24 protein-coding genes are annotated in these 23,591 nt (G+C 60.9%); 9 read left to right on the forward strand and 15 right to left on the reverse strand.

The window, feature by feature from the left end; all coding sequences use genetic code 11:
* The first annotated feature begins 119 nt into the window (after positions 1 to 119).
* The gene (locus tag QMK54_RS25075; RefSeq protein ID WP_110663357.1) at positions 120 to 311 is read left to right on the forward strand and encodes a hypothetical protein; all 192 of its coding nucleotides are present in this window, start codon (positions 120 to 122) and stop codon (positions 309 to 311) included.
* 185 nt (positions 312 to 496) lie between these two features.
* Positions 497 to 1,120 carry a flavin reductase family protein gene (locus QMK54_RS25080; protein ID WP_320401512.1) on the forward strand — a complete coding sequence of 208 codons (624 nt, stop codon included), beginning with the start codon at positions 497 to 499 and terminating at the stop codon, positions 1,118 to 1,120.
* Between the two features lie 3 nt (positions 1,121 to 1,123).
* Here QMK54_RS25080 and QMK54_RS25085 read toward each other — a convergent pair whose 3' ends face one another.
* Both QMK54_RS25085 and QMK54_RS25090 read right to left on the reverse strand, forming a co-directional pair.
* A complete protein-coding gene (locus tag QMK54_RS25085) occupies positions 1,124 to 1,354 on the reverse strand; it encodes a hypothetical protein (protein ID WP_110661890.1) in 231 nt (76 codons plus the stop codon).
* 41 nt (positions 1,355 to 1,395) lie between these two features.
* A complete protein-coding gene (locus QMK54_RS25090; RefSeq protein WP_110661889.1) occupies positions 1,396 to 1,749 on the reverse strand; it encodes a putative quinol monooxygenase in 354 nt (117 codons plus the stop codon).
* Positions 1,750 to 2,088: 339 nt separating this feature from the next.
* On the opposite strand from QMK54_RS25090, the gene QMK54_RS25095 reads away from it, so the two are divergent.
* Entirely contained in the window at positions 2,089 to 3,018 is a 930-nt protein-coding gene (locus tag QMK54_RS25095) for an AraC family transcriptional regulator (protein ID WP_110661888.1), read from the forward strand.
* 135 nt (positions 3,019 to 3,153) lie between these two features.
* Here the strand turns inward: QMK54_RS25095 and QMK54_RS25100 are convergent, their stop codons facing one another.
* The 6 genes from QMK54_RS25100 to QMK54_RS25125 form a co-directional block, all read right to left on the reverse strand.
* Positions 3,154 to 4,209, reverse strand: coding sequence for an ABC transporter ATP-binding protein (locus QMK54_RS25100; protein WP_110661887.1), 1,056 nt, complete (start codon positions 4,207 to 4,209; stop codon positions 3,154 to 3,156).
* Between the two features lie 18 nt (positions 4,210 to 4,227).
* Positions 4,228 to 5,076, reverse strand: coding sequence for an ABC transporter permease (locus QMK54_RS25105; RefSeq protein ID WP_110661886.1), 849 nt, complete (start codon positions 5,074 to 5,076; stop codon positions 4,228 to 4,230).
* Positions 5,073 to 5,981: an ABC transporter permease gene (locus QMK54_RS25110; RefSeq protein ID WP_103396376.1), complete on the reverse strand. Its 909-nt coding sequence runs from the start codon at positions 5,979 to 5,981 to the stop codon at positions 5,073 to 5,075. Before QMK54_RS25110 ends, QMK54_RS25105 begins: the two co-directional genes overlap by 4 nt.
* A 194-nt stretch (positions 5,982 to 6,175) precedes the next feature.
* Positions 6,176 to 7,279 carry an extracellular solute-binding protein gene (locus tag QMK54_RS25115; RefSeq protein ID WP_095942819.1) on the reverse strand — a complete coding sequence of 368 codons (1,104 nt, stop codon included), beginning with the start codon at positions 7,277 to 7,279 and terminating at the stop codon, positions 6,176 to 6,178.
* Positions 7,280 to 7,575: 296 nt separating this feature from the next.
* Entirely contained in the window at positions 7,576 to 9,024 is a 1,449-nt protein-coding gene (locus QMK54_RS25120) for an aldehyde dehydrogenase family protein (protein ID WP_320401513.1), read from the reverse strand.
* Positions 9,021 to 10,658 (reverse strand): 5-guanidino-2-oxopentanoate decarboxylase, encoded by a 1,638-nt coding sequence (locus QMK54_RS25125; RefSeq protein ID WP_320401514.1) that lies wholly within the window; start codon positions 10,656 to 10,658, stop codon positions 9,021 to 9,023. Before QMK54_RS25125 ends, QMK54_RS25120 begins: the two co-directional genes overlap by 4 nt.
* 159 nt (positions 10,659 to 10,817) lie before the next feature.
* Here QMK54_RS25125 and QMK54_RS25130 point away from each other — a divergent pair, with 159 nt between their 5' ends.
* Positions 10,818 to 11,699, forward strand: a complete 882-nt coding sequence (locus QMK54_RS25130; RefSeq protein ID WP_110662167.1) for a LysR substrate-binding domain-containing protein — start codon at positions 10,818 to 10,820, stop codon at positions 11,697 to 11,699.
* Between the two features lie 97 nt (positions 11,700 to 11,796).
* Here QMK54_RS25130 and QMK54_RS25135 read toward each other — a convergent pair whose 3' ends face one another.
* Together QMK54_RS25135 and QMK54_RS25140 are read right to left on the reverse strand one after the other, a co-directional pair.
* Entirely contained in the window at positions 11,797 to 12,411 is a 615-nt protein-coding gene (locus QMK54_RS25135; RefSeq protein ID WP_110662166.1) for an NAD(P)-dependent oxidoreductase, read from the reverse strand.
* A 209-nt stretch (positions 12,412 to 12,620) separates the two neighbouring features.
* Positions 12,621 to 13,505 carry an MBL fold metallo-hydrolase gene (locus QMK54_RS25140; RefSeq protein WP_223596011.1) on the reverse strand — a complete coding sequence of 295 codons (885 nt, stop codon included), beginning with the start codon at positions 13,503 to 13,505 and terminating at the stop codon, positions 12,621 to 12,623.
* 214 nt (positions 13,506 to 13,719) lie between these two features.
* Here QMK54_RS25140 and QMK54_RS25145 point away from each other — a divergent pair, with 214 nt between their 5' ends.
* Both QMK54_RS25145 and QMK54_RS25150 read left to right on the forward strand, forming a co-directional pair.
* Entirely contained in the window at positions 13,720 to 14,625 is a 906-nt protein-coding gene (locus tag QMK54_RS25145; RefSeq protein WP_206606793.1) for a LysR family transcriptional regulator, read from the forward strand.
* Between the two features lie 209 nt (positions 14,626 to 14,834).
* A complete protein-coding gene (locus QMK54_RS25150; RefSeq protein ID WP_007986083.1) occupies positions 14,835 to 15,011 on the forward strand; it encodes a hypothetical protein in 177 nt (58 codons plus the stop codon).
* A 9-nt stretch (positions 15,012 to 15,020) separates the two neighbouring features.
* Here the strand turns inward: QMK54_RS25150 and QMK54_RS25155 are convergent, their stop codons facing one another.
* On the reverse strand, positions 15,021 to 15,917 hold the full coding sequence (locus QMK54_RS25155) for a helix-turn-helix domain-containing protein (protein ID WP_110661613.1): 897 nt from the start codon (positions 15,915 to 15,917) through the stop codon (positions 15,021 to 15,023).
* Positions 15,918 to 16,107: 190 nt separating this feature from the next.
* Here QMK54_RS25155 and pobA point away from each other — a divergent pair, with 190 nt between their 5' ends.
* The gene (gene pobA / locus QMK54_RS25160; RefSeq protein WP_320402947.1) at positions 16,108 to 17,292 is read left to right on the forward strand and encodes a 4-hydroxybenzoate 3-monooxygenase; all 1,185 of its coding nucleotides are present in this window, start codon (positions 16,108 to 16,110) and stop codon (positions 17,290 to 17,292) included.
* Between the two features lie 78 nt (positions 17,293 to 17,370).
* A complete protein-coding gene (locus QMK54_RS25165; protein ID WP_110661617.1) occupies positions 17,371 to 18,888 on the forward strand; it encodes an MDR family MFS transporter in 1,518 nt (505 codons plus the stop codon).
* Between the two features lie 123 nt (positions 18,889 to 19,011).
* Here QMK54_RS25165 and QMK54_RS25170 read toward each other — a convergent pair whose 3' ends face one another.
* The 4 genes from QMK54_RS25170 to QMK54_RS25185 all read right to left on the reverse strand — a co-directional run bounded on the left by QMK54_RS25170 (position 19,012) and on the right by QMK54_RS25185 (position 23,089).
* Positions 19,012 to 19,860: a cache domain-containing protein gene (locus tag QMK54_RS25170; protein ID WP_320401515.1), complete on the reverse strand. Its 849-nt coding sequence runs from the start codon at positions 19,858 to 19,860 to the stop codon at positions 19,012 to 19,014.
* Positions 19,861 to 20,108: 248 nt separating this feature from the next.
* The gene (locus tag QMK54_RS25175) at positions 20,109 to 20,981 is read right to left on the reverse strand and encodes an ATPase (protein WP_110660842.1); all 873 of its coding nucleotides are present in this window, start codon (positions 20,979 to 20,981) and stop codon (positions 20,109 to 20,111) included.
* A gap of 119 nt (positions 20,982 to 21,100) precedes the next feature.
* Positions 21,101 to 22,093, reverse strand: a complete 993-nt coding sequence (locus tag QMK54_RS25180) for an NAD(P)-dependent oxidoreductase (protein ID WP_320401516.1) — start codon at positions 22,091 to 22,093, stop codon at positions 21,101 to 21,103.
* A gap of 96 nt (positions 22,094 to 22,189) precedes the next feature.
* Complete coding sequence (locus QMK54_RS25185) at positions 22,190 to 23,089, reverse strand: LysR family transcriptional regulator ArgP (RefSeq protein WP_103396362.1); 900 nt, start codon at positions 23,087 to 23,089, stop codon at positions 22,190 to 22,192.
* Positions 23,090 to 23,185: 96 nt separating this feature from the next.
* On the opposite strand from QMK54_RS25185, the gene QMK54_RS25190 reads away from it, so the two are divergent.
* Positions 23,186 to 23,587: an ACT domain-containing protein gene (locus tag QMK54_RS25190; RefSeq protein ID WP_320401517.1), complete on the forward strand. Its 402-nt coding sequence runs from the start codon at positions 23,186 to 23,188 to the stop codon at positions 23,585 to 23,587.
* Positions 23,588 to 23,591 lie beyond the last annotated feature (4 nt).

The raw sequence follows: 23,591 nt of genomic DNA on the forward strand, positions 1-23,591 counted from the left end.
TGCACCGGCAGCACCCTGCTGCTGACTGCATCCAAATCAACAGGACGCACGTATATCCGTTACAGGCCTCGAAGGAGTGTCTGAACGTACCCACAGCGAACGTACCTGGAGTACCTGTCATGAAAACCCGATTGATCCTTGCCCTGACCCTTTCCGTGCTGGCGGCCAATGCCTTTGCGGCCGACGGTTACGACAAAACCGGTTCGGCCTCGTTCGGTTCCGGCGCCAGTGCTGCCATCGAACACAGCCAGTCCCGCACCTATGCCTCTGACGGTTTTGATAAAACCGGTAGCGCTGAAGCCATCGGCTGACCTCAAACCTGTAGGAGCGAGCCTGCTCGCGATGGACGTCAACGATAACGCGCGAATCCTGGAGAAATGTGGTGCCCTTGAGTTTTTCGCGAGCAGGCTCGCTCCTACAGTGATCGTCATCCGACTGGAAATATGCGGCGCGTGCTTGCACCATGCACGTCTCCCCGCAAGCTCTGGAAATTTCCATGTCCGACGACATCCACTTCTACGAACCCTCCAACGGCCACGGCCTGCCCCACGATCCGTTCAACGCCATCGTCGGCCCGCGCCCCATCGGCTGGATTTCTTCGCAGGATGCCGAGGGCCGCTTGAACCTGGCGCCCTACAGTTTTTTCAACGCCTTCAACTACATTCCGCCGATCATCGGGTTTTCCAGCATCGGGCGCAAAGACAGCCTGAACAACATCGAGCAAACCGGCGAGTTCGCCTGGAACCTGGCCACCCGGCCGCTGGCCGAGCAGATGAACCAGAGCTGCGCCATGGTCGGGCCTGAGGTCAACGAATTCGAACTGGCCGGTCTGACGACCGTTGCCTCCAGGGTCATCCAGGTGCCACGGGTGGCACAAAGCCCGGTGTCCTTCGAGTGCAAGGTCACGCAGATCATTCAGTTGCAGCGGGCGGATGGCAATGTGGTGCCTAGCTGGCTGATCCTCGGCGAAGTGGTCGCCGTGTATATCGCCAAGTGGCTGTTGAAAGACGGGGTATACGACACCGCCGCGGCAGAACCGATTCTGCGCGGCGGCGGGCCAGCGGATTATTTCCAGCTGGGGCCTGAGGCGTTATTCAAGATGTACCGCCCGGGGCGGTGAGAATCACCAGAGCAGGTCGGTGTTTTCCTTGACGTCCTTGAGGCGGGTCAGCTCCTTGGCGGCCGCATCATCGGCCTCGTGAGCGGTCTTGAAGGTCTGGCCTTCCAGCACTTTGTGAAAACGCGGGGCGCCGGAACCACCCAGCGCTTTGACGGCGATAGCGGCGTGGTAACCGCCCTCGCCCGGTACTACAGCGGAAACAGCTTCGAAGTGATCAAAGGCTTTACGTGCCATGTCGCGAATCCTGGCTGGTTGAGAATGCCGTCATTAAACCCTCAACCGGCCAGTTTGTGTACCGCCGCACCTGACTGACCGAGGGCCTGCGCTGCCGAAACCTCCTTGAAGGTGTGGAAGTCCAGGCTGTCGACCACCAGTTCCTGCACCAACTCGGCAAACACCTCCATCGCCGGCGTGCTGAAGTACGCGGTCATGGCTTGTTGATTGCTCCAGAAGCCGGACACCAGCCACAGCTGCGGATCGCACTGCGAATGCTGCAAGGCAAAGCTCAGGCAGCCTGGTGCTGCGCGGGACGGTTCGATCAGGGCGCTGAGGCGCACACCGAGTTCCGCCGAGCGCCCGGCGCGCGCTCGAACGAAGGCCATATGACTGACGGGGATTTGCTTGGACATGTTCAACCCTCCCGGGGAGTCGCGTGGCAGCCGGGGGACGGGCTGCGACAGGATCAAAGGTTAAGGGCCGCGACGCCTGTCTGGTTAGTCGATTCCTGCCGGGGCGTTGCACAATCCTGCGAAACTGCATGACAAGCCTGTAACAAGCTGTAAAACCCTGTCACGGTTCTGCCATGCGAGTTTCAAGCAAGTTCTGCAGGTACACGGCTCTAGTGACAACACCGCCGGTCGACCCCGGGCAGAATCAGGCAAGCATCCGGCAGGATGTGTCTACCGCTGTCACTTGCACAAACATATGCTCTGCTCCATTCCTTCCATGCCTTGCCGAGGATGCCGCGCATGTCGTCGCTCGATCACTTTCAAGCCCCGCTGGACACCGACATGGAAAAGCAGCGCGCGGAACTGGCGGCGATCATCCGCCGCAACACCGCCGAAGATGGCAGTTATGCCACGGCCATCGGCTCGCTGTTCATGTCCCGCCACAGCCAGTCCCACGAGTTCGCACCGGTGCTCGCGCAACCGGCGCTGTGCATCATGGCCCAGGGGCGCAAGGAAGTTCAGCTGGCCAATGAGTACTTCAACTACGACCCGTTGAACTACCTGGTGGTCTCGGTCTCGATGCCGCTGAGTGGACGGGTGGTGGATGTCTCGGCCGAGGAACCGATCCTGGCCTTGCGCCTGGACATCGATCCGGCGGAAATCACCGCGCTGATCGCCGATGCCGGCCCCCTCGGCGTGCCCACACGGCCGACCGGACGCGGGCTGTATGTCGAAAAACTCGACACCGCCATGCTCGACGCCGTGTTGCGCCTGGCACGTTTGCTGGACACACCGAAAGACATCGCCATGCTCGCGCCGCTGATTCGCCGGGAGATCCTCTATCGACTGTTGCGCAGCAAGCAGGGGCATCGTTTGTATGAAATCGCCATCGCCAACAGTCAGAGCCATCGCATCAGCCAGGCGATCAAGTGGCTCAACGGCAATTTTGAACAGCCGTTGCGTATTGATGATCTGGCGAAGGAAGTGAACCTGAGCGTGTCGACCCTGCATCACCGCTTCAAGGCGATGACGGCGATGAGTCCGTTGCAGTATCAGAAGCAGTTGCGCCTGCAGGAAGCGCGGCGGTTGATGCTGGCCGAAGGGTTGGAGGCTTCGGCGGCGGGGTATCGGGTCGGCTATGAAAGCCCGTCGCAGTTCAGCCGGGAGTACAGCCGGTTGTTCGGGGCGCCGCCGTTGCGGGATTTGGCGCGGTTGCGGTTGACGGTTTGATCCTGGTCCAGTGGTGCGGCGGCTGACGCCTTCGCGAGCAAGCCCGCTCCCACATTTGATTTGTGGCGTTCACAAATCCAGTGTGGGAGCGGGCTTGCTCGCGAAGAGGCCAGTTCAGGCAATACAAGCCTTGGATCAGGCGCCAAGTACCCGGCAAGCCTCCACCGGCAGGGTCACCGATACCGGATGCCCAACGCTCAAACCGAACCCCTGGCACGGCGTGCTCAGCGCGGTAAACGACACCCCGGAACACTCCACCGTGGTCTCGATGGTCGCGCCGATATCGCGCACGAACGTCACCTTGCCCAGCAAGCGGTTGCCCGCCGTCGCCTGCGGAGCGGACAACTGCAGGTCTTCCGGGCGAATCAGCATCTTCACCTTTTCACCCACCACAATGCTGCTGCAGATCGGCACTTGCAGCGCATCGCCACCCGGCAGGCTGACCTTGCCGTTACCCAGCACCGTGGCCGGGAAGATGTTGCCCGAGCCAATGAAGTCCGCGACGAACTCGTTGGCCGGATGGCGGTAGATCTCGATCGGCGTGCCCACTTGCTGCACCCGATGTTCACCCAGCACAACCACGATATCGGCCATGGTCATGGCCTCGCGCTGGTCGTGGGTGACCATGATGGTGGTGATGTTCAGGCGTTGTTGCAGTTGACGGATTTCCACCTGCATCGACTCGCGCAGCTTGGCGTCCAGCGCCGACAACGGCTCGTCGAGCAGGAGGATTTTCGGGTGATTGGCAATCGCCCGGGCAATCGCCACGCGCTGGCGTTGCCCACCGGACAGCTTGGCCACCGGGCGATTGATCATGGGTTGCAGCTGGATCAGTTCCAGCAGTTCCACCACCCGCGCCTGCTGGTCAGCCTTGCTGACCCCGCGCAGCTTCAGCGGATAGGCGATGTTCTCCCCTACCGTCATGTGCGGGAACAGCGCCAGGGACTGGAACACCATGCCGAAGTTGCGCAGGTGCGCCGGGGTGTGGCCGATGTCTTCGCCATCCAGGCGGATCTCGCCGCCGGTCAGGGTTTCAAGGCCGGCAATCATGCGCAGCAACGTGGTCTTGCCGCAGCCCGAAGGGCCGAGGAAACACACCAGCTTGCCCTCGGGCAAATGCAGGTTCACATCTTTTACCGCGCAGGCCGAGCCGTAATGTTTCTCGACGTTTTCCAGAATCAGACCAGACATAAGAAGCACCTCAAGAAATCAGAACGAAACGCCACCTTCACCAACCAGCTTCTCCAGCGCCCAGATCAGGACGAAGTCGATCAGCACGATCAGCACGGCAAACGAAAATACGGTTGGGTCGAGCGAAGACACGGTGCGGCTGTACATCCAGATCGGCACGGTCATCACATCGATGGTGTAGAGGAAGTAGGTCACGGTGAATTCGTTGAACGAGACGATGAACGCCAGCAGCATGCCCGCCAGGATCCCCGACTTCATCAACGGCACCACCACATCGACAATCGCCCGCATCGGCGAAGCACCGAGCATTTGCGCAGCCTCCTCGACCTCAGTTCCGATGGAGAGCATCGCCGCCGTGCAGTTTTTCACCACGAATGGCAACGCCAGAATGACGTGGGCAATCACCAGGCGCGAGGTAGTCATGTGGAACGGCAGGCTGTCGAACACCAGCAGCAATGCCAGGCCCAACACCACCATCGGGAACACCAGTGGCAACGACATCAGTTGCATCGCCACGGCCTTGCCGCGGAACTCGCAGCGGGTCAGGGCGTAGGCCGCCGGCACCGCGATGATCGTGGCGAAAACCATGGTCAGGCACGACACCATCAGGCTGGTGGTCATGGCCTGGCCGAGGCTCAGGACGTCACTGGAATCCGGTGACACGAAGGTGTTCCAGGCGGCCTTGTACCATTGCAGGCTGTAGCTGCTCGGCGGGAAGTCGAGGTTCGACGCGCCGCTGAACGACATCACGATCATGGTCAGGATCGGCAACACCGCCAACAGCAGGATGAAGCCCGAGAGGATCCCGGCAAACTTGCCGGTCTCGCCAGGCAACAGCCCATAACGCTTCTTGGTCAGGGTACTCATTGCGAAGCCTCCAGCATGCGGCGACGACGGCCAGTGATGTATTCGGACAGGGTCATGATCGCGAGGGTGGTGACGATCAGCACCACACCGGCAGCGGATGCGGCGGGCCAGTTCATCAGCGGGGCGATCTGGTCATGCACCATCACCGCCAGCATCGGCACGCGACGGCCACCGAGCAGCAACGGCACCACGAAACTGCTGGCGTTGTAGGCGAACACCAGGGTCGCACCGGTAATGATCCCCGGCAGACTCATCGGCAAGACCACCTGGCGGAACACCTGGAAGCGACTGGCGCCGAGGGTGGCCGCGGCCTCTTCATAGCTACGAGCGACGCCGCGCATGGCGCTGGCAATCGGCAACACAGCCAGCGGGAAGGCGGTTTGCACCAGGCCCATCAACACGCCGTTCTGGTTGTACAGCAGCATGATCGGGCGCTTGATCAGGCCCAGGCCCATCAAGGTCTGGTTGAGCATGCCACCAGGACCGAGGATCACCAGCCAGCCGTAGCTTTGCAGCAGCAGGTTGACCAGCAGCGGCAGCAACACGGCCGCAAGGAAGATCCGCCGCACGAACGGCGAGGTCAGGCGCGACATGGTGTAGGCCACCGGGATCGCCAGGATCACTGCGATCACCGCGCTGATCAGCGCCAGGCGCAGGGTCAGCATCAGGGATTTGAGGTAATAGGGTTCCAGCAACTGGGCGTAACTGGCCAGGCTGAACCCGGACCATTCCGCGCCCTTGGTGCCCACGCTCATGCGCAGTACCAAGAGGCTTGCGGCAATCAATACGCCAAGAAACAGCATCGACGGCGAGAGGAAAAGCCAGGCGCGCGTCGTGGGTGAAACACCCTGAGCAGCGCGCACGGGGGCGGCACTCACCGGATGGGTCAGAGGTTGGTGTTCCATAGCAAAGGTCTCGTCAATGGAAAGCAGCTGACAGACACAAGACCTGACGACACCGAGGTCCAATGTGGGAGCGGGCTTGCTCGCGAAGAGGCCGTGTCAGCCGACATCAATGTTGAATGTCACACTGCATTCGCGAGCAAGCCCGCTCCCACATTTGATTTGTGGTGCTTTACGGGCTTGTGTAAGTCACTCGATCAAGAAGAAAAGATTTCCGTGTAACGACGAATCCATTGGTCATGCACAGTAGCCAGGAAGGCGTTGTCGTGCATGATCGCCTTCTCGGCAATCTGCTCCGGCGTGAGGATGTACGGGCTCTTGCGTGCTTCGGCGGAGATGATCGCCTTGGCGTTGACCGGGCCGTTGTAGATGTCTTCAGCCATCTTGCCCTGCACCAGCGGGTCCAGGGAGTGGTTGATGAAGGCGTAGGCCATGTCGGTATCGCCAGGACGATTCTTCGGCATCACCGACAGCATCAGGTCGGTGTAGAAACCTTCCTTCATGCCGAAGGTGGCGCCCAGGCCGTAGGCCGGATCGCGGATCTGTTTCGGGAAGAAGGCGGGTGCGTACAGACCGCCCATGTCCAGGGAACCGGTGCGGAACAGCTCGGCGATCTGGTTCGGGTTTTCACCCAGGGTCACCACACGATCTTTCAGCTCGGCGAGTTTCTTGAAGCCCGGCTCGATGTTGTGCTCGTCACCACCGGCCAGTTTGGCGGCGATGATGATCAGGTCCATGGCCTCGGTCCAGTTCGGCGGAGGCAGGAAGATGTTCGGCGCCGCGTCGGCGTCCCACAGCGAGGCGTAGCTGGTTGGAGCTTCTTTCTGGGTGCGGGTGCTGTAGACCAGGCTGTTGCACCACAGCAGGTAACCGATACCGTGGCCATTGGCGCCGGTGCGGTATTTTTCCGGTACGTCGACCAGGTTGGGAATGCGGTTGAGGTCGGGTTTTTCCAGCAGGTTGGCGGCGGCCAGACCTTCGGCGCCGACGCCGGCCAGGGTGATGATGTCGTACTGCGGACGATCACCGCCGGCCTTGAGCTTGGCAACCATTTCCGAGGTACTGCCGGTGCGGTCAGCGATGACCTTGCAGCCGTACTTGTCTTCGAAGGTTGCGGCGATGTTGCGCAGTGCAGCCAGGCCGGTGTCGTCGGACCAGGTCAGCAAACGCAGGGTTTTGCCCGCAAAGCGTGTGTCGCTGGCATTGGCCTTGATGAACGGCATGCTCATCGCCGCTGCTGCCACCGAGGCTACGCCCACGGTCTTGATGAATTGACGTCTGTTCAGATCATGCTCGCCCATTACGGACTCCCTTTGTTTTTGTAGGTATGAGGCAGGTCGAAACTTGTTGCATCCGCGCGACTGGATCAGCGTTGGCCCCTCTATTTTCGGGGGGTTGGTTGAACCAGTGAGTTCATCCTGAGGTCGTGTAAAACACCTGACTATCGATAAAAACTCATTGAAGCCATGACGCCAGCGCATGCCTCATGTAGGAGCGAGCTTGCTCGCGATGGGTGCACGGGCGCCGCGTACTTTCAGGCAGCCCGCGTCATCGTTTACGTCCATCGCGAGCAAGCTCGCTCCTACAGAGATTGGCGTCAGACGGCCCGGATCACGTGTTTGATTTCCTGGAAAGCCTGCAAGCCCCACGGCCCCAATTCACGGCCGATGCTGCTCTGCTTGTATCCACCCCAGGCGGTCTGCGGGAAGATCACCTGCGGCGCGTTGATCCACACCAGCCCCGCCTGCAAAGCGTTGGCGACGCGGTCAGCGGTCTGTGCATTGCGCGTCACCACGCTGGCCACCAGGCCAAACTGACTGTCGTTGGCCAAGGCAATCGCCTCGGCTTCGGAGGCGAAACTGCGCACGCAGATCACTGGGCCGAAAATCTCCTCACACCACAGCGCACTGTCGAGGGGCACTTCGGTGAAAACTGTCGGCTGCAAAAAATATCCGCGTGGCAGATCGGCCGGACGATTACCGCCGCAAACCAGCTTGGCGCCGGCGCTCAGGCCGCGATCGATGTGGCCGAGCACGCGCTGGTATTGCGCCTGATTGACCAGTGCGCCCATTTCCACATCCGGGTCGAACGGGTCGGCCACGCGAATCGCTTCGGCACGAGCCTTCACGCGGGTCAGGAATTCATCGGCCAATTCATCGGCGACCAGCACGCGGCTGGTGGCGGAACACATTTGCCCGGCGTTGAAGAAACCACCGCCGCAAGCCACTTCCACCGCCAGCTCGAGATCGGCATCGGCCAGCACCAACAGCGAAGATTTGCCGCCCAGTTCAAGGCTCACGCCCTTGACGGTTTCTGCTGCGCGCTGCATGACCTGCACACCCACCGCGTTGCTGCCGGTGAAGGAAATTTTGGCGATACGCGGGTCAGCCGACAGTGGCGCGCCAACGGCCAGCCCGGTGCCGCACACTACGTTCAATACACCGGCGGGCAAGCCTGCTTCGGCAATGATTGCCGCCAATTCCAGCTCCGGCAGTGGCGTCACTTCCGAGGGCTTGAGCACCACACAGCAACCGGCGGCCAGGGCCGGGGCGAGTTTCCACGCGGTGGTGACCATCGGGAAGTTCCACGGCACGATCAGCCCGACCACACCGCACGGTTCACGGCGCAAACGAGCGCTGAAGTCGTCAGTCGGCAGCTCAATTGCGCTGTCCTGTTTCGCATCCAGCCCTTCGGCCAGACCGGCGTAGTACTCGAACGTGGCGATCACGTCATCGACGTCGATCGCCGCTTCGAATTGCGGCTTGCCGTTGTTGCTCGACTGCAGGTGCATCAATTTTTCACGATTGGCCTGCACGCCAGCGGCGATTTTGCGCAGGATTGCGCCGCGCTCGGCACCCGTGGTTTTCGACCAGTCGGCGAACGCCTGGGTCGCCGCGCCCACCGCTTGATCAACAGCGCGCTCATCGCCGCCATTGACCGTGGTCAACAGGGCTTCGGTCGCCGGGTTGATTACCCGCAGGTGTTCGTTACCGGCCGACCATTGGCCATTGATGTACAGGCCATCCAGAGTCGTCGGGAAAGTCATTTCGACACCGCCTTCATCCACTCGGCCTGATCGATTTCAATCAGGGTCGGGCCTTGGCGATCCGCCGCCACGCGCAATGCGCCGCGCAGTTGCTCGACACTGTCGATCGCTTCGGCAGCGCAACCCAGTGCCTTGGCCACACCGATGAAGTCCGGGGTGTAGATGTCCACGCCGACCGGCTCGATGGCGCGGTTGACCATGTATTTCTTGATCTCTTCGTAGCCCTGGTTATTCCACAGCAGCACGATCACCGGGGTGCGCGCTTCAACGGCGCTGGCCAGTTCCGGCAAAGTGAATTGCAGGCCGCCGTCACCGATCAGGCACACCACTGGCGGGCGCTGACCGTTTTCAGTGCTGCCGCCGAGCCAGGCACCAATCGCCGCCGGCAAGGCGTAACCGAGGGTGCCGTAACCGGTGGACGAGTTGAACCAGCGACGCGGGCGCTCCGGGTTGAACGTCAGGTTGCCGGTGTACACAGGCTGGGTCGAATCGCCGACGAACACCGCATCCGGCAGTTCGTGCAACACGGTTTCCAGGAATCGGGTCTGGGCCAGGGTCGGTGCGTCCCAGGTAGTAGCCAGGTCTTCACGCAGACGAGCGGCACGAACCTGGCCCCAATCGTTGCGGCGCTCGGCCAGGGATTTGTGCGACAGGGCGCTGAGCAAGGCCTGGGCAGCGTTACGCGAGTCGGCCACCAGCGCCACGTGGGGCGGGTAGTTGCGCACGGTCTGGTCCGGGTCGATGTCGACACGCAGCAGTTGGCCTGGAATCTCGAAGCCACCGGCGAAAGTCACGTCGTAGTCGGTCTCGGCCAGTTCGGTGCCGATGGCCAGGACCACATCTGCCTCGGCGACCAGTGCACGGGTGGCGACCAGGCTCTGGGTCGAACCGATCAGCAACGGGTGGCCGGAGGCAAGCATGCCCTTGGCATTGATGGTCAGCGCTACCGGCGCATCCAGCAGCTCGGCCAGTGCAGTCAGTTCGGCAGCGGCATCGATGGCACCGCCACCGGCGAGGATCAGCGGACGCTTGGCGCCAGCCAGCAAATCGGTCATGCGCGACACGGCGCTCGGCGAAGCACCGGCGCGGTCGATGTTGACCGGCAGGCTGGCGAGCAAGTCGTCAGCGTCTTCAACCAACACATCCAGCGGAATTTCAATGTGCACCGGACGCGGACGGCCAGCCTGGAACAACGCAAAGGCGCGGGCCAACACGCCCGGCAACTCCGACGCCGACATCAGGGTGTGGGAGAACGCCGCGACACCGGCGCACAGTGCGCCCTGGTTCGGCAGCTCATGCAGCTTGCCGCGACCGCCGCCCAACTGGCTGCGCGATTGCACGCTGGAGATCACCAGCATCGGGATCGAGTCGGCGTAGGCCTGCCCCATGGCGGTGGTGATGTTGGTCATGCCAGGGCCGGTGATGATGAAGCACACACCCGGTTTGCCGCTGGTGCGGGCATAGCCGTCGGCCATGAAGCCGGCGCCTTGTTCATGGCGCGGCGTGACGTGGTTGATGCTCGAACGGGCCAGCCCGCGATACAGCTCCACGGTATGCACCCCGGGAATGCCGAACACCTGCTCGACTCCGTAGTTTTCGAGTAACTTGACCAATACTTCGCCGCACGTCGCCATGTCTTTGCCCTTCTTGTTCGTTTGAGACGCCGGGCATGCGCTGTGTTTATGATGGATTCGCAGGCCCGGGAATGGCCTCATTGGAACGGGCGACACGTAGCCGCAACAATGGATAAAAAGTCATACTAGCCATGTCCTCACGTCATACCTTGGATCCCAATGAAACGACTGCCTCCCCTGCCGGCGCTGCACACCTTTCTGATTACCGCGCAGTGCTGCAACTTCACCCGGGCTGCCGAACAACTGCACATCACCCAGGGCGCGGTCAGCCGACAGATCGCCGGGCTGGAAGATCATCTGGGTTATGAGCTGTTCATTCGCCAGGCCCGAGGCCTGGACCTGACGGCCGAAGGACGGGAGTGGCTGCCACGGGTGCAGCAGATTTTCGGCCTGATCGACGAGGCGGTGGAGCAGATCGGCGAGAAGCGCGAAACCCTGCAACTCAAGGCACCGACCTGCGTCATGCGCTGGTTGCTGCCGCGCCTGTTGCAATGGCAACGGGAGCGCCCGGACGTACCGGTGGAACTGACCACCACGGTCAAGCACGGCGTGGATTTTCATCGCGAGCAGTTCGATGCGGCGGTGATGTACGGCACACCGCCGGACGATTCATTGATGTCGCAAAAACTCTTCGACGAACAACTCACGCCGGTGTGTTCCAGGCCCATGCTCGAAGGCCCCATGCCCCTGCAGACGCCTGCCGATCTGCAACAACACCTGCTGCTGCACCCGACCCGCGATGAACGGGACTGGAAGGCCTGGTTGAAAGCCGCGGAAGTGAATCTGAGCAATGTCGGCAAGGGCCAGCATTTCGAAACACTGGACCTGGCGATGTCGATGGCGTCCCAGGGAACGGGGGTGGCGATTGGCGATTGGTCGCTGATTGGCGATGACCTGAACGCCGGGCGGTTGGTCATGCCATTCGATTTGAAGGTCACAACGGGGCTGGCGTATTACCTGGTGTTCCCCGAAAAACCCGGACCATCGCCGAAGTTGCGGGAACTGATGGGGTGGTTGGTGGAGCAGGCGCAGAGTCGCTGAAAAGCCCTTGTAGGAGCCGGCTTGAACTGGCGAATCAGGCGATGCGGTGTGTCAGGCATGCCGTCTTCGCTGGCAAGCCAGCTCCTACAGGTGTTGATCAGTAACCGACTGTATACCGCTGCCGCGAATGCTTCGGTGCTTCCACTTCGTCGAGCAGCGCAATCGCATAATCGGCGAACGTGATCCAGCTGCGCCCTTCGCTGCTCACCAGCAAATCATCCTGGCCGACGCGGAATTTCCCGCTGCGTTCGCCCTCGACAAATTCGGCCGATGGCGACAGGAAGGTCCAGTCCAGTTGCTTTTCCTGACGCAGATTAGCTAGGAACTCCGCTCCGGCACTGGCTTCGGCCTTGTACGCATCCGGAAAACCTTTGCTGTCGATCACCCGCGTACCATCAGGCAACAACAGCGACCCCGCACCGCCGACTACCAGCAAGCGCTTGACTCCGGCCTGCTTCACCGGCCCGATCACGGCACTGGCAGGCAAGGTCGCGAAATGGGCCGCGCTGATGACCACGTCGTGCCCCTCGATGGCCACCTGCAAGGCACTGGCATCCAGTGCATCGACGTTGCGCGCGATCACACCGGCACGCTGACCGATTTTTGCCGTGTTGCGGGCGATCGCGGTAACGCTGTGACCGCGACGCAGGGCTTCTTCCAGCAGTTGGCTACCGGCACGACCGGTGGCACCGATGATTGCGATGTTGCTCATGACGTTCTCCAGTGGATAACAAACTTGAAAAGCAACGCAGCCTATTGTGGCGAGGGGGCTTGCCCCCGTTCGGCTGCGCAGCAGTCGTAAAACCTGTGCTTAGGGTGTGACTGAAGGAATGCCGGGGAGTGCTTCGCACTCCAACGGGGGCAAGCCCCCTCGCCACAGGCAAGCTCCCTCGCCACAGGAATTCCCATTAGCCCTTAAACTCATTCACCCCACTTCATCTCGCCCTTGGCGACCTTGGCGCTCAGCTCCAGGGAGCTTTCATCACCCAGGGTCGGGTAGCGTTTTTTCATCGCGGCGATCAACGCGGCAGAATCCTTGGCCTTGGCGGTTTCTTCGTCGAAGGCCTTGATGTAAGCGGCAGTGAACTGCACAGCGGTCAGTGAACGGTCGCCCTCACCGAGGTAATGACCGGGCACTACAGTCTGTGGTTTCAGGGTTTCAATGGAATGCAGCGTAGCCAACCAATCGGCATGGGACTGCGCAGTTTGCGTGTCAGCCATCCACAGGTGAATGTTTTGCGCGACCACGACACCACCGACCACGGCCTTGATCGACGGAATCCACACAAAGCTGCGATCCGGCTGCGGGCCCTCGAGCCCCACCACCTGCAACTTCTGCCCTTCGAGAATCAGGCTGTCGCCCTTGAGCACGTCCGGCACGATGGTTTTGGCCGGCACATCGGCGCCCATTTTCGGGCCCCAGAACGCCAGTTTGCCGTCGACGGTCTGCTTGATATGGTCGACGGTCGGCTGCGAGGCGAGGACCCTGGCCTTGGGGAACGCGGCCGTCAGGGTGTCGAGGCCGAAGTAGTAGTCCGGATCACCGTGACTGATGTAGATGGTGGTCAGTTGCTTGCCGCTGGCGCGGATTTTTTCCACCAACTCTCCGGCCTGAGACTTGCCGAATTGCGCATCCACCAGGATCGCTTCCTTCTCGCCGCTGACCAGCACCGAGGTCACCGGGAAGATGGCTTTTTCGCCGGGGTTGTAGACATCCAGGGTCAGGCTCGAGGCGGCTGCATGGGCGGCGAAACCGAGGGCGGCGCTGGCCAGTAATACGCGTTTGAAAGTGGTGAAACCGATCATTTGTTGCTCCATATTCCGAATGGCTTTTGCCCTTTTGTAGGAGCGAGCTTGCTCGCGATGGACTCGAAGACGCCGCGTTCAAGCGGTAACCCGCATCATCGTTAACGACCATCGCGAGCCAGCTCGCTCCTACAGTGGAACAGAGCTTAGTTGTCTGACTCGGTACAAAAAATGCGATGCTTGAACATAGTTTGTTTCTGAAAGCGGGCAAATCATGGATCGTCTTCAAGCAATGCGCGTGTTCGTCACCGTGGTCGACCTCGGCAGCCAGTCGGCCGCCGCCGATCATCTGGAGCTTTCACGACCGGTGGTGTCGCGTTATCTGGCGGAACTGGAAGACTGGGTCGGCGCGCGCCTGATGCACCGCACCACGCGCAAGTTGAGCCTGACCGCCGCGGGCAACGAAATCCTGCCGCGCTGCCGGCAAATGCTCGACTTGTCCACCGACATGCAAGCCGCCGTCAGCGAACCGGATGATGCACCGCGCGGGCTGTTGCGGATCAGCGTCAGCACCTCCTTCGGCCAGGCGCAACTGGCCGATGCCATGGCCGCGTACGTCAAGCGCTACCCCGGCGTCAGCATCGACATGCAAATGCTCGACCGCACCGTGAACCTGGTGGATGAACGTATCGACCTGGCGATCCGCACCAGCAACGAACTGGATCCGAACCTGATTGCCCGTCGCCTGACGGTTTGCCGCTCGGTGATCTGCGCCTCCCCCGCTTACTTGCGCGAACATCCGGCGCCGCAACGGGTCGAGGACCTGAACCTGCACAATTGCCTGACCCATTCCTACTTCGGCAAAAGCCTTTGGCATTTCGAGCAGGACGGCGAGCAGGTTTCAGTACCGGTGCAGGGCAACATCAGCGCCAACGAGGCCAGCACGCTGTTGCGCGCCACGATCGCCGGTGCCGGCGTGGCGATGCTGCCCACCTATCAGGCCGGCGTGCACATTCACAGCGGCGAATTGATTCGCCTGTTACCGAAAGCCGAACCCCGGCAAATGAACGTGTATGCGGTATATGCCTCGCGCAAGCACATGCCGGCGGCGTTGCGCAGCTTGCTGGATTTTCTGGTGGTGAGATTCCCCGAAGAACCGGAGTGGGATATCGGGATGTAACCGGAGCAAAAATGTGGGAGCGGGCTTGCTCGCGAAGAGGTCGGTACATCCGACGTAGATTTTGCGCGCGAAATACCGCTTTCGCGAGCAAGCCCGCTCCCACAAGGGGAGCGCATAAGCGCTCTGAATGGCGCGTTATGCTGGCAACTCACCGGCGCTGACCTATGCTCAAAGTAATACCGAAAGGTATTCGTTCAGAGGTCAACGCCATGAACATCAGAACAAGAAGATACCTCGCGATTTTCATCACCTGCGCGGTCACGCTCGGGCTGTACGGCGCTGCCGCCTGGCGCGTCGAGCAATTGCGCAACCTGCCCCGTGAATACGCCAGCTGCAACTTCGAGCGCTGCATTCCCCACAACGCCACCCTCAACGCCCTGCGGTAACGAAGGGGGTCAGGCTTCGTTGTCCTGATCGGCCTTCAAGCGGTCGCGGAACGCCTTGGGCGAAATGCCCACTCGACGCCGGAACAGACGCGTGAAGTTGGTCGGATCGGAAAACCCCAACACGTCGGACATTTCATAAATGGTCATGCTGGTGTAGGTCAGCAAACGCTTGGCCTCCAGCAATTGCCGTTCATGCATGATCTGCAACGCCGGTTGCCCCGCCAACTCGCGACAGGTGCCGTTGAGGTGGGACACGGAAATCCCCAGCCGGTGCGCCAGGTCCTCGACCTTGACGTGCTGGCGATAGGTTTCTTCCACCAGTTGAATAAAACCGTTCAGGTATTCCCTGGCCCGCTGCGGTCGCGCCATGGCGGTGCGACGCTGGATCACCTGGCGGCTGACCCACACCACGATCACACTGACCAGCGAATGCATGAGCATTTCCCGCGCCGGTTGATGGCTGGTGTATTCGTTCTGCAAGGCACTGAACAGGCTGTTGAGGTACTCGGCGTCCTTGCCTGCCGGGTAACTTTCGGACTGGGCCAGGGCATTGACCGAGTGCCCCAGTTGCATCTGCAAGTGGGCGATCAACGGCGCGGCCAGGGTCACGACAAAGCCTTCCACGTCTTCGGAAAAGCGAAAGCCATGCACCGACAGCGGTGGCAGGATCTGAATGGCCGGTTCCACCAGTTGCGTACGCTTGCCTTCGATTTCAAGCTCTGCCTGACCTTTGAATACGAAGAGCAACTGGCACAAATCAGCGTGGCGGTGGGGTTTGATTTGCCAATGATGTTCGCGGCTGCGTATGGAAATGGTTTCACAGTGCAGCAAGTCCGGGGTCGGCCAGTCCAGGCTTTCACCGTAGAGCTTGAACACCGGAATCGAAGGCAGGTCAGGCTTGTTCATCACTTCAATCCAGGTCTCGGAGTAGATGACGGGCGATAATCGCCCCGATTGGCAGAATGTACAGCTATCGGCTCAGTTTTCACCTTCAATTGACAGACCCGCAAGGGAAAAATGCAAGCACTCGATCCATAAAAATCATTCACCGGCCCTGGTCGCGTGAAGCTTGCGAGTCATAAAAACAATGAAAACGCTGAAAACCCAGGTCGCCATCATTGGCGCCGGCCCTTCCGGCCTGTTGCTCGGCCAACTGCTGCATAACGCCGGCATCGACACTGTCATTCTCGAACGCCAGACCCCGGACTATGTACTCGGCCGAATCCGCGCCGGCGTGCTTGAACAAGGCATGGTAGAGCTGTTGCGCCAGGCCGGCGTGAGCCAGCGCATGGACGCCGAGGGACTGGTTCACGATGGCTTTGAACTGGCCCTCGACGGGCGCCGGATACACATCGATCTGCACGCCCTGACCGGTGGCAAAACCGTGATGATCTACGGCCAGACCGAAGTCACCCGCGACCTGATGGCCGCTCGTCGGGAGGCCGGCGCGCAGACGATTTACCAAGCCAGCAACGTCGTTCCCCACGGCATGAAAACCGATGAACCCTTTGTCACTTTTGAGAAGGACGGTGAGACCTGGCGACTCGATTGCGGCTACATCGCCGGTTGCGACGGCTTCCATGGGGTGGCGCGTCAATCGATTCCCACCGACAGCCTGAAAGTCTTCGAACGGATCTATCCCTTCGGTTGGCTCGGGATTCTGGCCGATACCCCACCGGTACACGAAGAACTGGTCTATGCCCGCCATGAGCGCGGTTTTGCCCTGTGCAGCATGCGCTCTCCGACGCGCACCCGTTATTACCTGCAAGTGCCCACCAGCGATCATGTGGATAACTGGTCGGATCAGCGCTTCTGGGACGAACTCAAGTCGCGATTGCCGCAAGAACTGGCGGACAGCCTGGTCACCGGCCCGTCCATCGAAAAGAGCATCGCGCCACTGCGCAGCTTCGTGGTCGAACCGATGCAATACGGTCGCATGTTCCTGGTTGGCGATGCCGCGCACATCGTACCGCCCACCGGCGCCAAGGGCCTGAACCTGGCGGCCAGTGACGTGAGCACGCTGTTCAACATCCTGGTCAAGGTTTACCGTGAAGATCGCTTTGATTTGCTCGAGAAATACTCGGAGATCTGTCTGCGTCGTGTGTGGAAGGCCGAGCGATTTTCCTGGTGGATGACTTCGATGCTGCACCGTTTCGATGACCACGATGCCTTCAGCCAACGCATTGCCGAATCGGAGCTGGAGTATTTTGTCGGCTCCGAGGCGGGTCGCAAGACCATTGCAGAAAACTACGTAGGACTTCCCTACGAGGCTATCGAATAGCTTGCTATCGACTTACACTGGCGAGCATTCCCGCTCGCCTTGCCTCGTGCGGGTCAATCACTGCCCGCAGGTTTTCCCGTGACCAATCTCCACCAGCCTGAAACAGCCAAACCCGCCATCCGCAGCGTGCTGATCGCGCTGATGCTGGCGATCTTTCTCGGCGCGCTGGACCAGACCATCGTCGCTGTTTCGATGCCGGCCATTTCCGCGCAGTTCAAGGATGTCAGCCTGCTGGCCTGGGTGATTTCCGGCTACATGGTGGCAATGACCGTGGCGGTGCCGATCTACGGCAAACTGGGCGACCTGTACGGCCGGCGCAAGCTGATGCTGTTCGGCATGGGCCTGTTCACCCTGGCGTCGGTGTTCTGCGGCATGGCGCAGAGCATGGAGCAACTGGTCCTGGCGCGGATTCTCCAGGGCATCGGGGCCGGCGGGATGATCTCGGTGAGCCAGGCGATCATCGGTGACATCGTGCCGCCACGGGAACGCGGGCGGTATCAGGGCTATTTCAGCAGCATGTACGCAGTGGCCAGCGTGGCCGGTCCGGTGCTCGGCGGCTACATGACCGAATACCTGTCCTGGCGCTGGGTGTTCCTGATCAACCTGCCGCTGGGCCTGGGCGCCTGGCTGGTGGCCTGTCGCACGCTGGTGGGCCTGCCGATTCCGCAACGCAAACCGGTCATCGATTACCTGGGCACCGTGTTGATGATCATCGGGCTGACAGCATTGTTGCTGGGCATCACCCAGGTCGGCCAGGGCCATTCGTGGCGCAGCGCCGAAGTACTGGCGCTGCTGGCTTGTGCAGTGCTCCTTCTGGGCCTGTTCGTCGTCCATGAGCGGCGGGCGCGGGAGCCGTTACTGCCGATGCATCTGTTCGCCAACCGCAATGCGATCCTGTGCTGGTGCACGATTTTCTTCACCAGTTTCCAGTCCATCTCGCTGATCGTGCTGATGCCATTACGCTTTCAGAGCGTGACCGGCGCCGGTGCGGACAGCGCCGCCCTGCACCTGCTGCCGCTGGCCATGGGTTTGCCGATTGGTGCGTATTTCGCGGGTCGTCGCACTTCCGTGACCGGGCGCTACAAACCGATGATCCTCACCGGCGCTGCACTGATGCCCATTGCGATTGTCGGCATGGCGTTCAGCCCACCGCAGGCATTCGTTGTGAGCAGCCTGTTCATGCTGCTCTGCGGGATTTCCTCCGGCATGCAGTTCCCGACGTCATTGGTCGGTACGCAGAACTCGGTGGACCAGCGGGATATCGGCGTGGCCACCAGCACCACCAATCTGTTCCGTTCGCTGGGCGGCGCGGTCGGCGTGGCATTGATGTCGGCGCTGCTGCTGGCGCTGTTGCAGGATTCAAGCTTCGCGCACCTGGCCGGCTCGTCGCTGATTGCCGAAGGCAGTTCGGGGAATGTGTTGCTGGACGGCTTGAACGCCGCGCCAGGTGACGCGCAAAACGCCCTGCGTGCCGAGTTGTTGTTGACGTTCCGGCATTTGCTGACGGTCAGTGCGGCGGTGTCGTTGCTGGGGTTGGCGGCAGCGATTGCCATGCCGAACATGTTGTTGCGTGGACGTGAGGACAAGGTTCGCTAGACAGACCGCGTCGCCTGCCTTCGCGAGCAAGCCCGCTCCCACATTAGACCGGGTTGTTCATTGGTACGCGGTCAACTGTGGGAGCGGGCTTGCTCGCGAAGGCGGACTAACAGTCACTACCATTCAAGGGCTGTAATACCCGACCGCCACCAGGAAATGCCCAACCTTCTTCAAATAGGCATGCTTGTTCTCGACCTTGCCGGTCACCGGGTTTTTCCAGCGGTATTCATAGTCGCCGTAATCCTGCTTGGCCATCAACGCCAGAATCGGCTCGCCCACCGGTTTGCCTTCCGGATCCTCGATCTTGCTGAAGTCGGTATTGATCAGCCGCAGATTGGTGCCGTGGGCCACGTAACGCCGGGTGTCCAGGTCGACGACAAATACATACAGGTCATCCTGCAGGTAGCCGCCCTTGAGGGAATTGATCGCCGTCAGGGTGCCCTTCTCGTCCTTGGCCAGATCGGTTGCCGCTTTGTTCAGCAGGGCCATGGCCTGTTCGGCGGAAGCCCGGGGCAGGTAATAACCGACCGCCAGAATCCGCTGGCCGATGCGCTGGTAGTAGACATGCTTGCGCTCGACCTTGCCGTCGCTCCAGTTCTGCCAGCGATACTCCGCCTGCTGAATGCCATTGCCCTCTGGCACTTTCAGGGCGTCCTTGAAGGTTTTCTGCAAGTCCGGCCCAAGCACTTCAGACACGTCCCGGCCAATCAGCGCCGACGACGGCCCGCCGCTGGCAAGCATCACGCCCTTGGTGTCGAGCACGAAGACATAACGGTCCTTGTCGACAAACTCACCCTGGCGGCTGAACGCCGCAAAGGCCTTGTCGCCATGCTCGTGGTAGTACGCCAGGGCTTTTTCCAGCAGGGCGATGGCCGCCTTGCTGTCGTCCTTTTCCGTCCCGGCGGCTTGCGCCTGGCCCAGGCACAACAAAAACACGCCGCACAGCAAGGCGAACCTATGCAAAAACCCCATTGCGCATCCCTCGTTCCTGATGGTGTTTCAAGAGCGTAGACGGCAATGGGGGATGTATGGATATTCAGGAAAACGCAGCGTGCGGCTTTTGTGGCGAGGGGGCTTGCCCCCGTTGCGCTGCGAAGCGGCGCTAAAACCTGCGACCGGTGATGGTCTGGCACACCGCGTTTACTTGTTTTGCGACTGCTGCGCAGCCGAACGGGGGCAAGCCCCCTCGCCACAAAAGCCCCTCGCCACAAATGGTCGGATTACTGCTTGGCGCGCAGTTGCTGCTGCAGGTTCTGGATCTGCGCCTGGAGGGTATTGATGTTGCGGGTGACCTGGCTGCGGAACGCATCGAATTCGGCAGTGTTGGTCGAGCCCTGTGCGGGGGCCGGACGGTTATCCTGCACGCTCTTGACCACAATCATGTCTTGTTCGAGACGTTCGATGGCAGCGCTCGGGTTGCCTTGTTTCTTCAGCGCGCTGATATCGGCGCCCAGGCTCTTGAGCTGTGCATCGAATTTCTCCGAGTCGGACGGCGCATTTTTCAGGGCGACCAATTCAGCACTCAAGGCTTTGACCTCGGCCTGCAACTGCGTATTGGCCGCCTGATGTTCGCTGTCCTGAGCCGTCAACTGCACCAGGCGCTTGTCCACTTCGCTGGTTTGCGCGGTCATTTGCGCCAGTCGCTTGTCCAGATCCGAGGCCTGGCCGGCAACCCCTTGCTGCTGGGCGCTCTGGTCCTGGAGTTTGCTTTCCAGCTGGCGGATTTGCAGCTTCAGGGCTTCGCTGTCGGTGGTGACACTGGTCTGGCTGGCAACCACCTTGCCGGAAATATCCTGCAGGCGCCCGGCCGCTTCCTCGCTGATACGGGCGAAACTTTCCTGGGTTGCCACCAGTTGCTGTTCCATCAGGGAAATCTGCTGAAAGCTCCACCAGGCCAGGCCCGCGAACGCAAAGAACAACGCCCCGACCAATGCCCACAGCGGACCGGTGCTCGCCGCCTTGACCTTCACCACCGGCGCCGTGCGCGGATGCACGACCGAGCGGACAGTGGGCGGATAATCGTCATCGAGAACGTCTGCACGCAAGCTCGGTACATCGTCGAAGTCGTCGTTGGCATCGTTTCGCATGGACATTGAATCAACCCTAATGAATCACATAATGGCTTTATGCCGCGCAGTATAACCCCACAGGCGCAACCATTGACCCCGAAGCCCGTATCCGGTTCAGAAATGGGGGCGCGGTTTGAGCTTCATCAGCGAATATCCTGCGCCTTCCACCAGCCACAGAACTCATCAAGAGCCGTCCAGAGGCTGACCTTGGGATCGTAATCCAGATAATGCCGGGCGCGGCTGATGTCCAGGGTGAAATTTTTCTTCATGACCTGCATGCCCAGCCGCGACAGCGTCGGCTCCGGACGCCCCGGCCACAACTTGCACACCCCCTCGTTGAGCGCCGCCACGCTGTAGGCCAGGCCGTAGGCGCGGTATCGGGTGACCTGTGGGACTTCCATCTTGCGCATGACGTAATTGACCACGTCCCACAAGGGCACCGGCGTGCCGTTGCTGATGTTGTAGACCTTGCCCAGCGCCGAACCGCTGGCCAGCAAACTACTGAGCAACGCCTCGTTGAGGTTTTGCACGCTGGTGAAATCCACTTTGTTCAAACCGTTGCCGATGATTGCCAGGCGCCCTTTGCGCTGCATGTTCAACAGGCGCGGGAAGATGCTCATGTCGCCGGCCCCGGTGACGAAACGCGGGCGCAGGGCCAGGGTTTCGAGGCCGAACTCCTGGGCACCGAAGACTTTTTGCTCGGCCAGGTACTTGGTGGCGGCGTAATGATGTTTGAAACGCTTGGGCACCTGCTCTTCGGTCAGGCCCAGGTGATCGCGACCATCGAAATAGATCGATGGCGACGACAGATGCACCAGCCGCCGAACCCGTTGCTTGAGGCAGGCTTCGACCACGTTCTCGGTGACCTGGACGTTGCCCTGATGGAAGTCCTGATAACGTCCCCATAAACCGACGGCACCGGCGCAATGCACCACGGCCTCGACGTCCGAACACAGCTCACGCGCCAGTTCCGGGTCGCTCAAATCCCCCGGGATGAACTCGGCTCCGCGGCGTACCAGATGCTCCACACTCTCGGCCCGGCGACCGTTGACCCGCACGTCCAGGCCCTGCTCCAAGGCAAAACGCGCAAAGCGCCCGCCAATGAAGCCGCTTGCGCCGGTAACCAGAATCTTCATGAATTGCTCCTACAGATGCAGCTACAAGCTTCAAGCCATGAGCTGCAAGTTAAATCGAGTGCGCAAGCGCTTCACTTGCGACTTGCAGCTTGACGCTCAAGGCTGCTCCAAGGGCACCAGCCATTGTTTCGACGCGCGTACCAATTGATCGGTGAGTAACCCCAGCAACTGGCCGCCATTGCGCCAATGATGCCAGTACAGCGGCACATCGATCGGCTTATCTGGCAGCAACTCCTGCAATACGCCCCTTTGCAGTTGCTCGCGCACTTGCAGTTCCGGCACCAGCCCCCAGCCGAGTCCAGCTTCCGTCAGACGAATGAAACCTTCGGAGGACGGACATAAATGGTGTTCGAAACCACCCTCGACGCCGAGGGAAGCAAGGTAGCGGTGCTGCAGGAAATCGTCCGGGCCAAACACCAGCGCCGGGGTACGGGCCAACTGATCAGCACGTACGCCTTGCGGGAAATGCCGGGCAATAAAGGCCGGACTGGCCAGTGCCCGGTAACGCATGGCCCCCAGCAACACGCTGCGCGCGCCGGCCACCGGGCGTTCGCTGGCACAGACACAGGCCGCCACTTCACCGGCGCGCATACGTTTGAGGCCGACGGTCTGGTCTTCGACCACCAGATCCATCAACAGATGTTGCTCGGCGCAAAACTCGCCCACCGCCTGCGCCCACCAGGTGGCCAGGCTGTCGGCGTTCAGGGCGATCCGCAGGCGTTCCGGCAGGCCCTCTTCATCCAGCGCCGGCACCAGGCTTTGCAAATCCCGTTCAAGCAAGCGCACCTGCTGCACATGGTTAAGCAGTCGCCGACCGATTTCCGTCGGCGTTGGTGGCGTGGCCCGCACGAGCACTGGCTGGCCAACCCGTGCTTCCAGCAGCTTGATGCGCTGGGAAATCGCCGATTGCGACAAGCCCAGCACCTGGGCCGCCCGTTCAAAACCCGCCTGCTCGACCACGGCCGCCAAAGCAGAAAGCAATTTATAGTCGAACATCAGTTTTCCTAATGAGCGATCAGCAAGATTGGTTTTTCTTATACAGCCTTCACAAGGACAATGACCAGCAAGAACTCTTGAACAAGGATCACCCACATGGCTGGCGAAACTTCATTGGCAACGCTGCTGCGCAGCATGAGCCCGCAACTTAACGCCGGCGAATACGTGTTCTGCACCTTGCGCGACGGCAAGTTGCCTGCGGATCTGGAGATTGTCGGCAGCTTCCGCGAACAGGAAGGCTTGACCGTGATCCTCGAACGTTCCCTCGCCGAAAAAGCCGGATTGAGCTTCGACTACATCGCCGCCTGGATCACCCTGAACGTGCATTCGGCCCTCCAAGCGGTCGGCCTGACCGCCGCGTTCGCCACGGCATTGGGCAAGGCCGGCATCAGCTGCAACGTGATTGCCGGCTACTACCACGACCATTTGTTTGTCGGTCAGGCCGACGCCGACCGTGCCCTGCAAGTGCTGCGGGATCTGGCAGCCAACGCGGAGTAAAAAA

Origin of the sequence: Pseudomonas sp. P5_109, assembly GCF_034009455.1 — a bacterium.
Taxonomy (GTDB): domain Bacteria; phylum Pseudomonadota; class Gammaproteobacteria; order Pseudomonadales; family Pseudomonadaceae; genus Aquipseudomonas.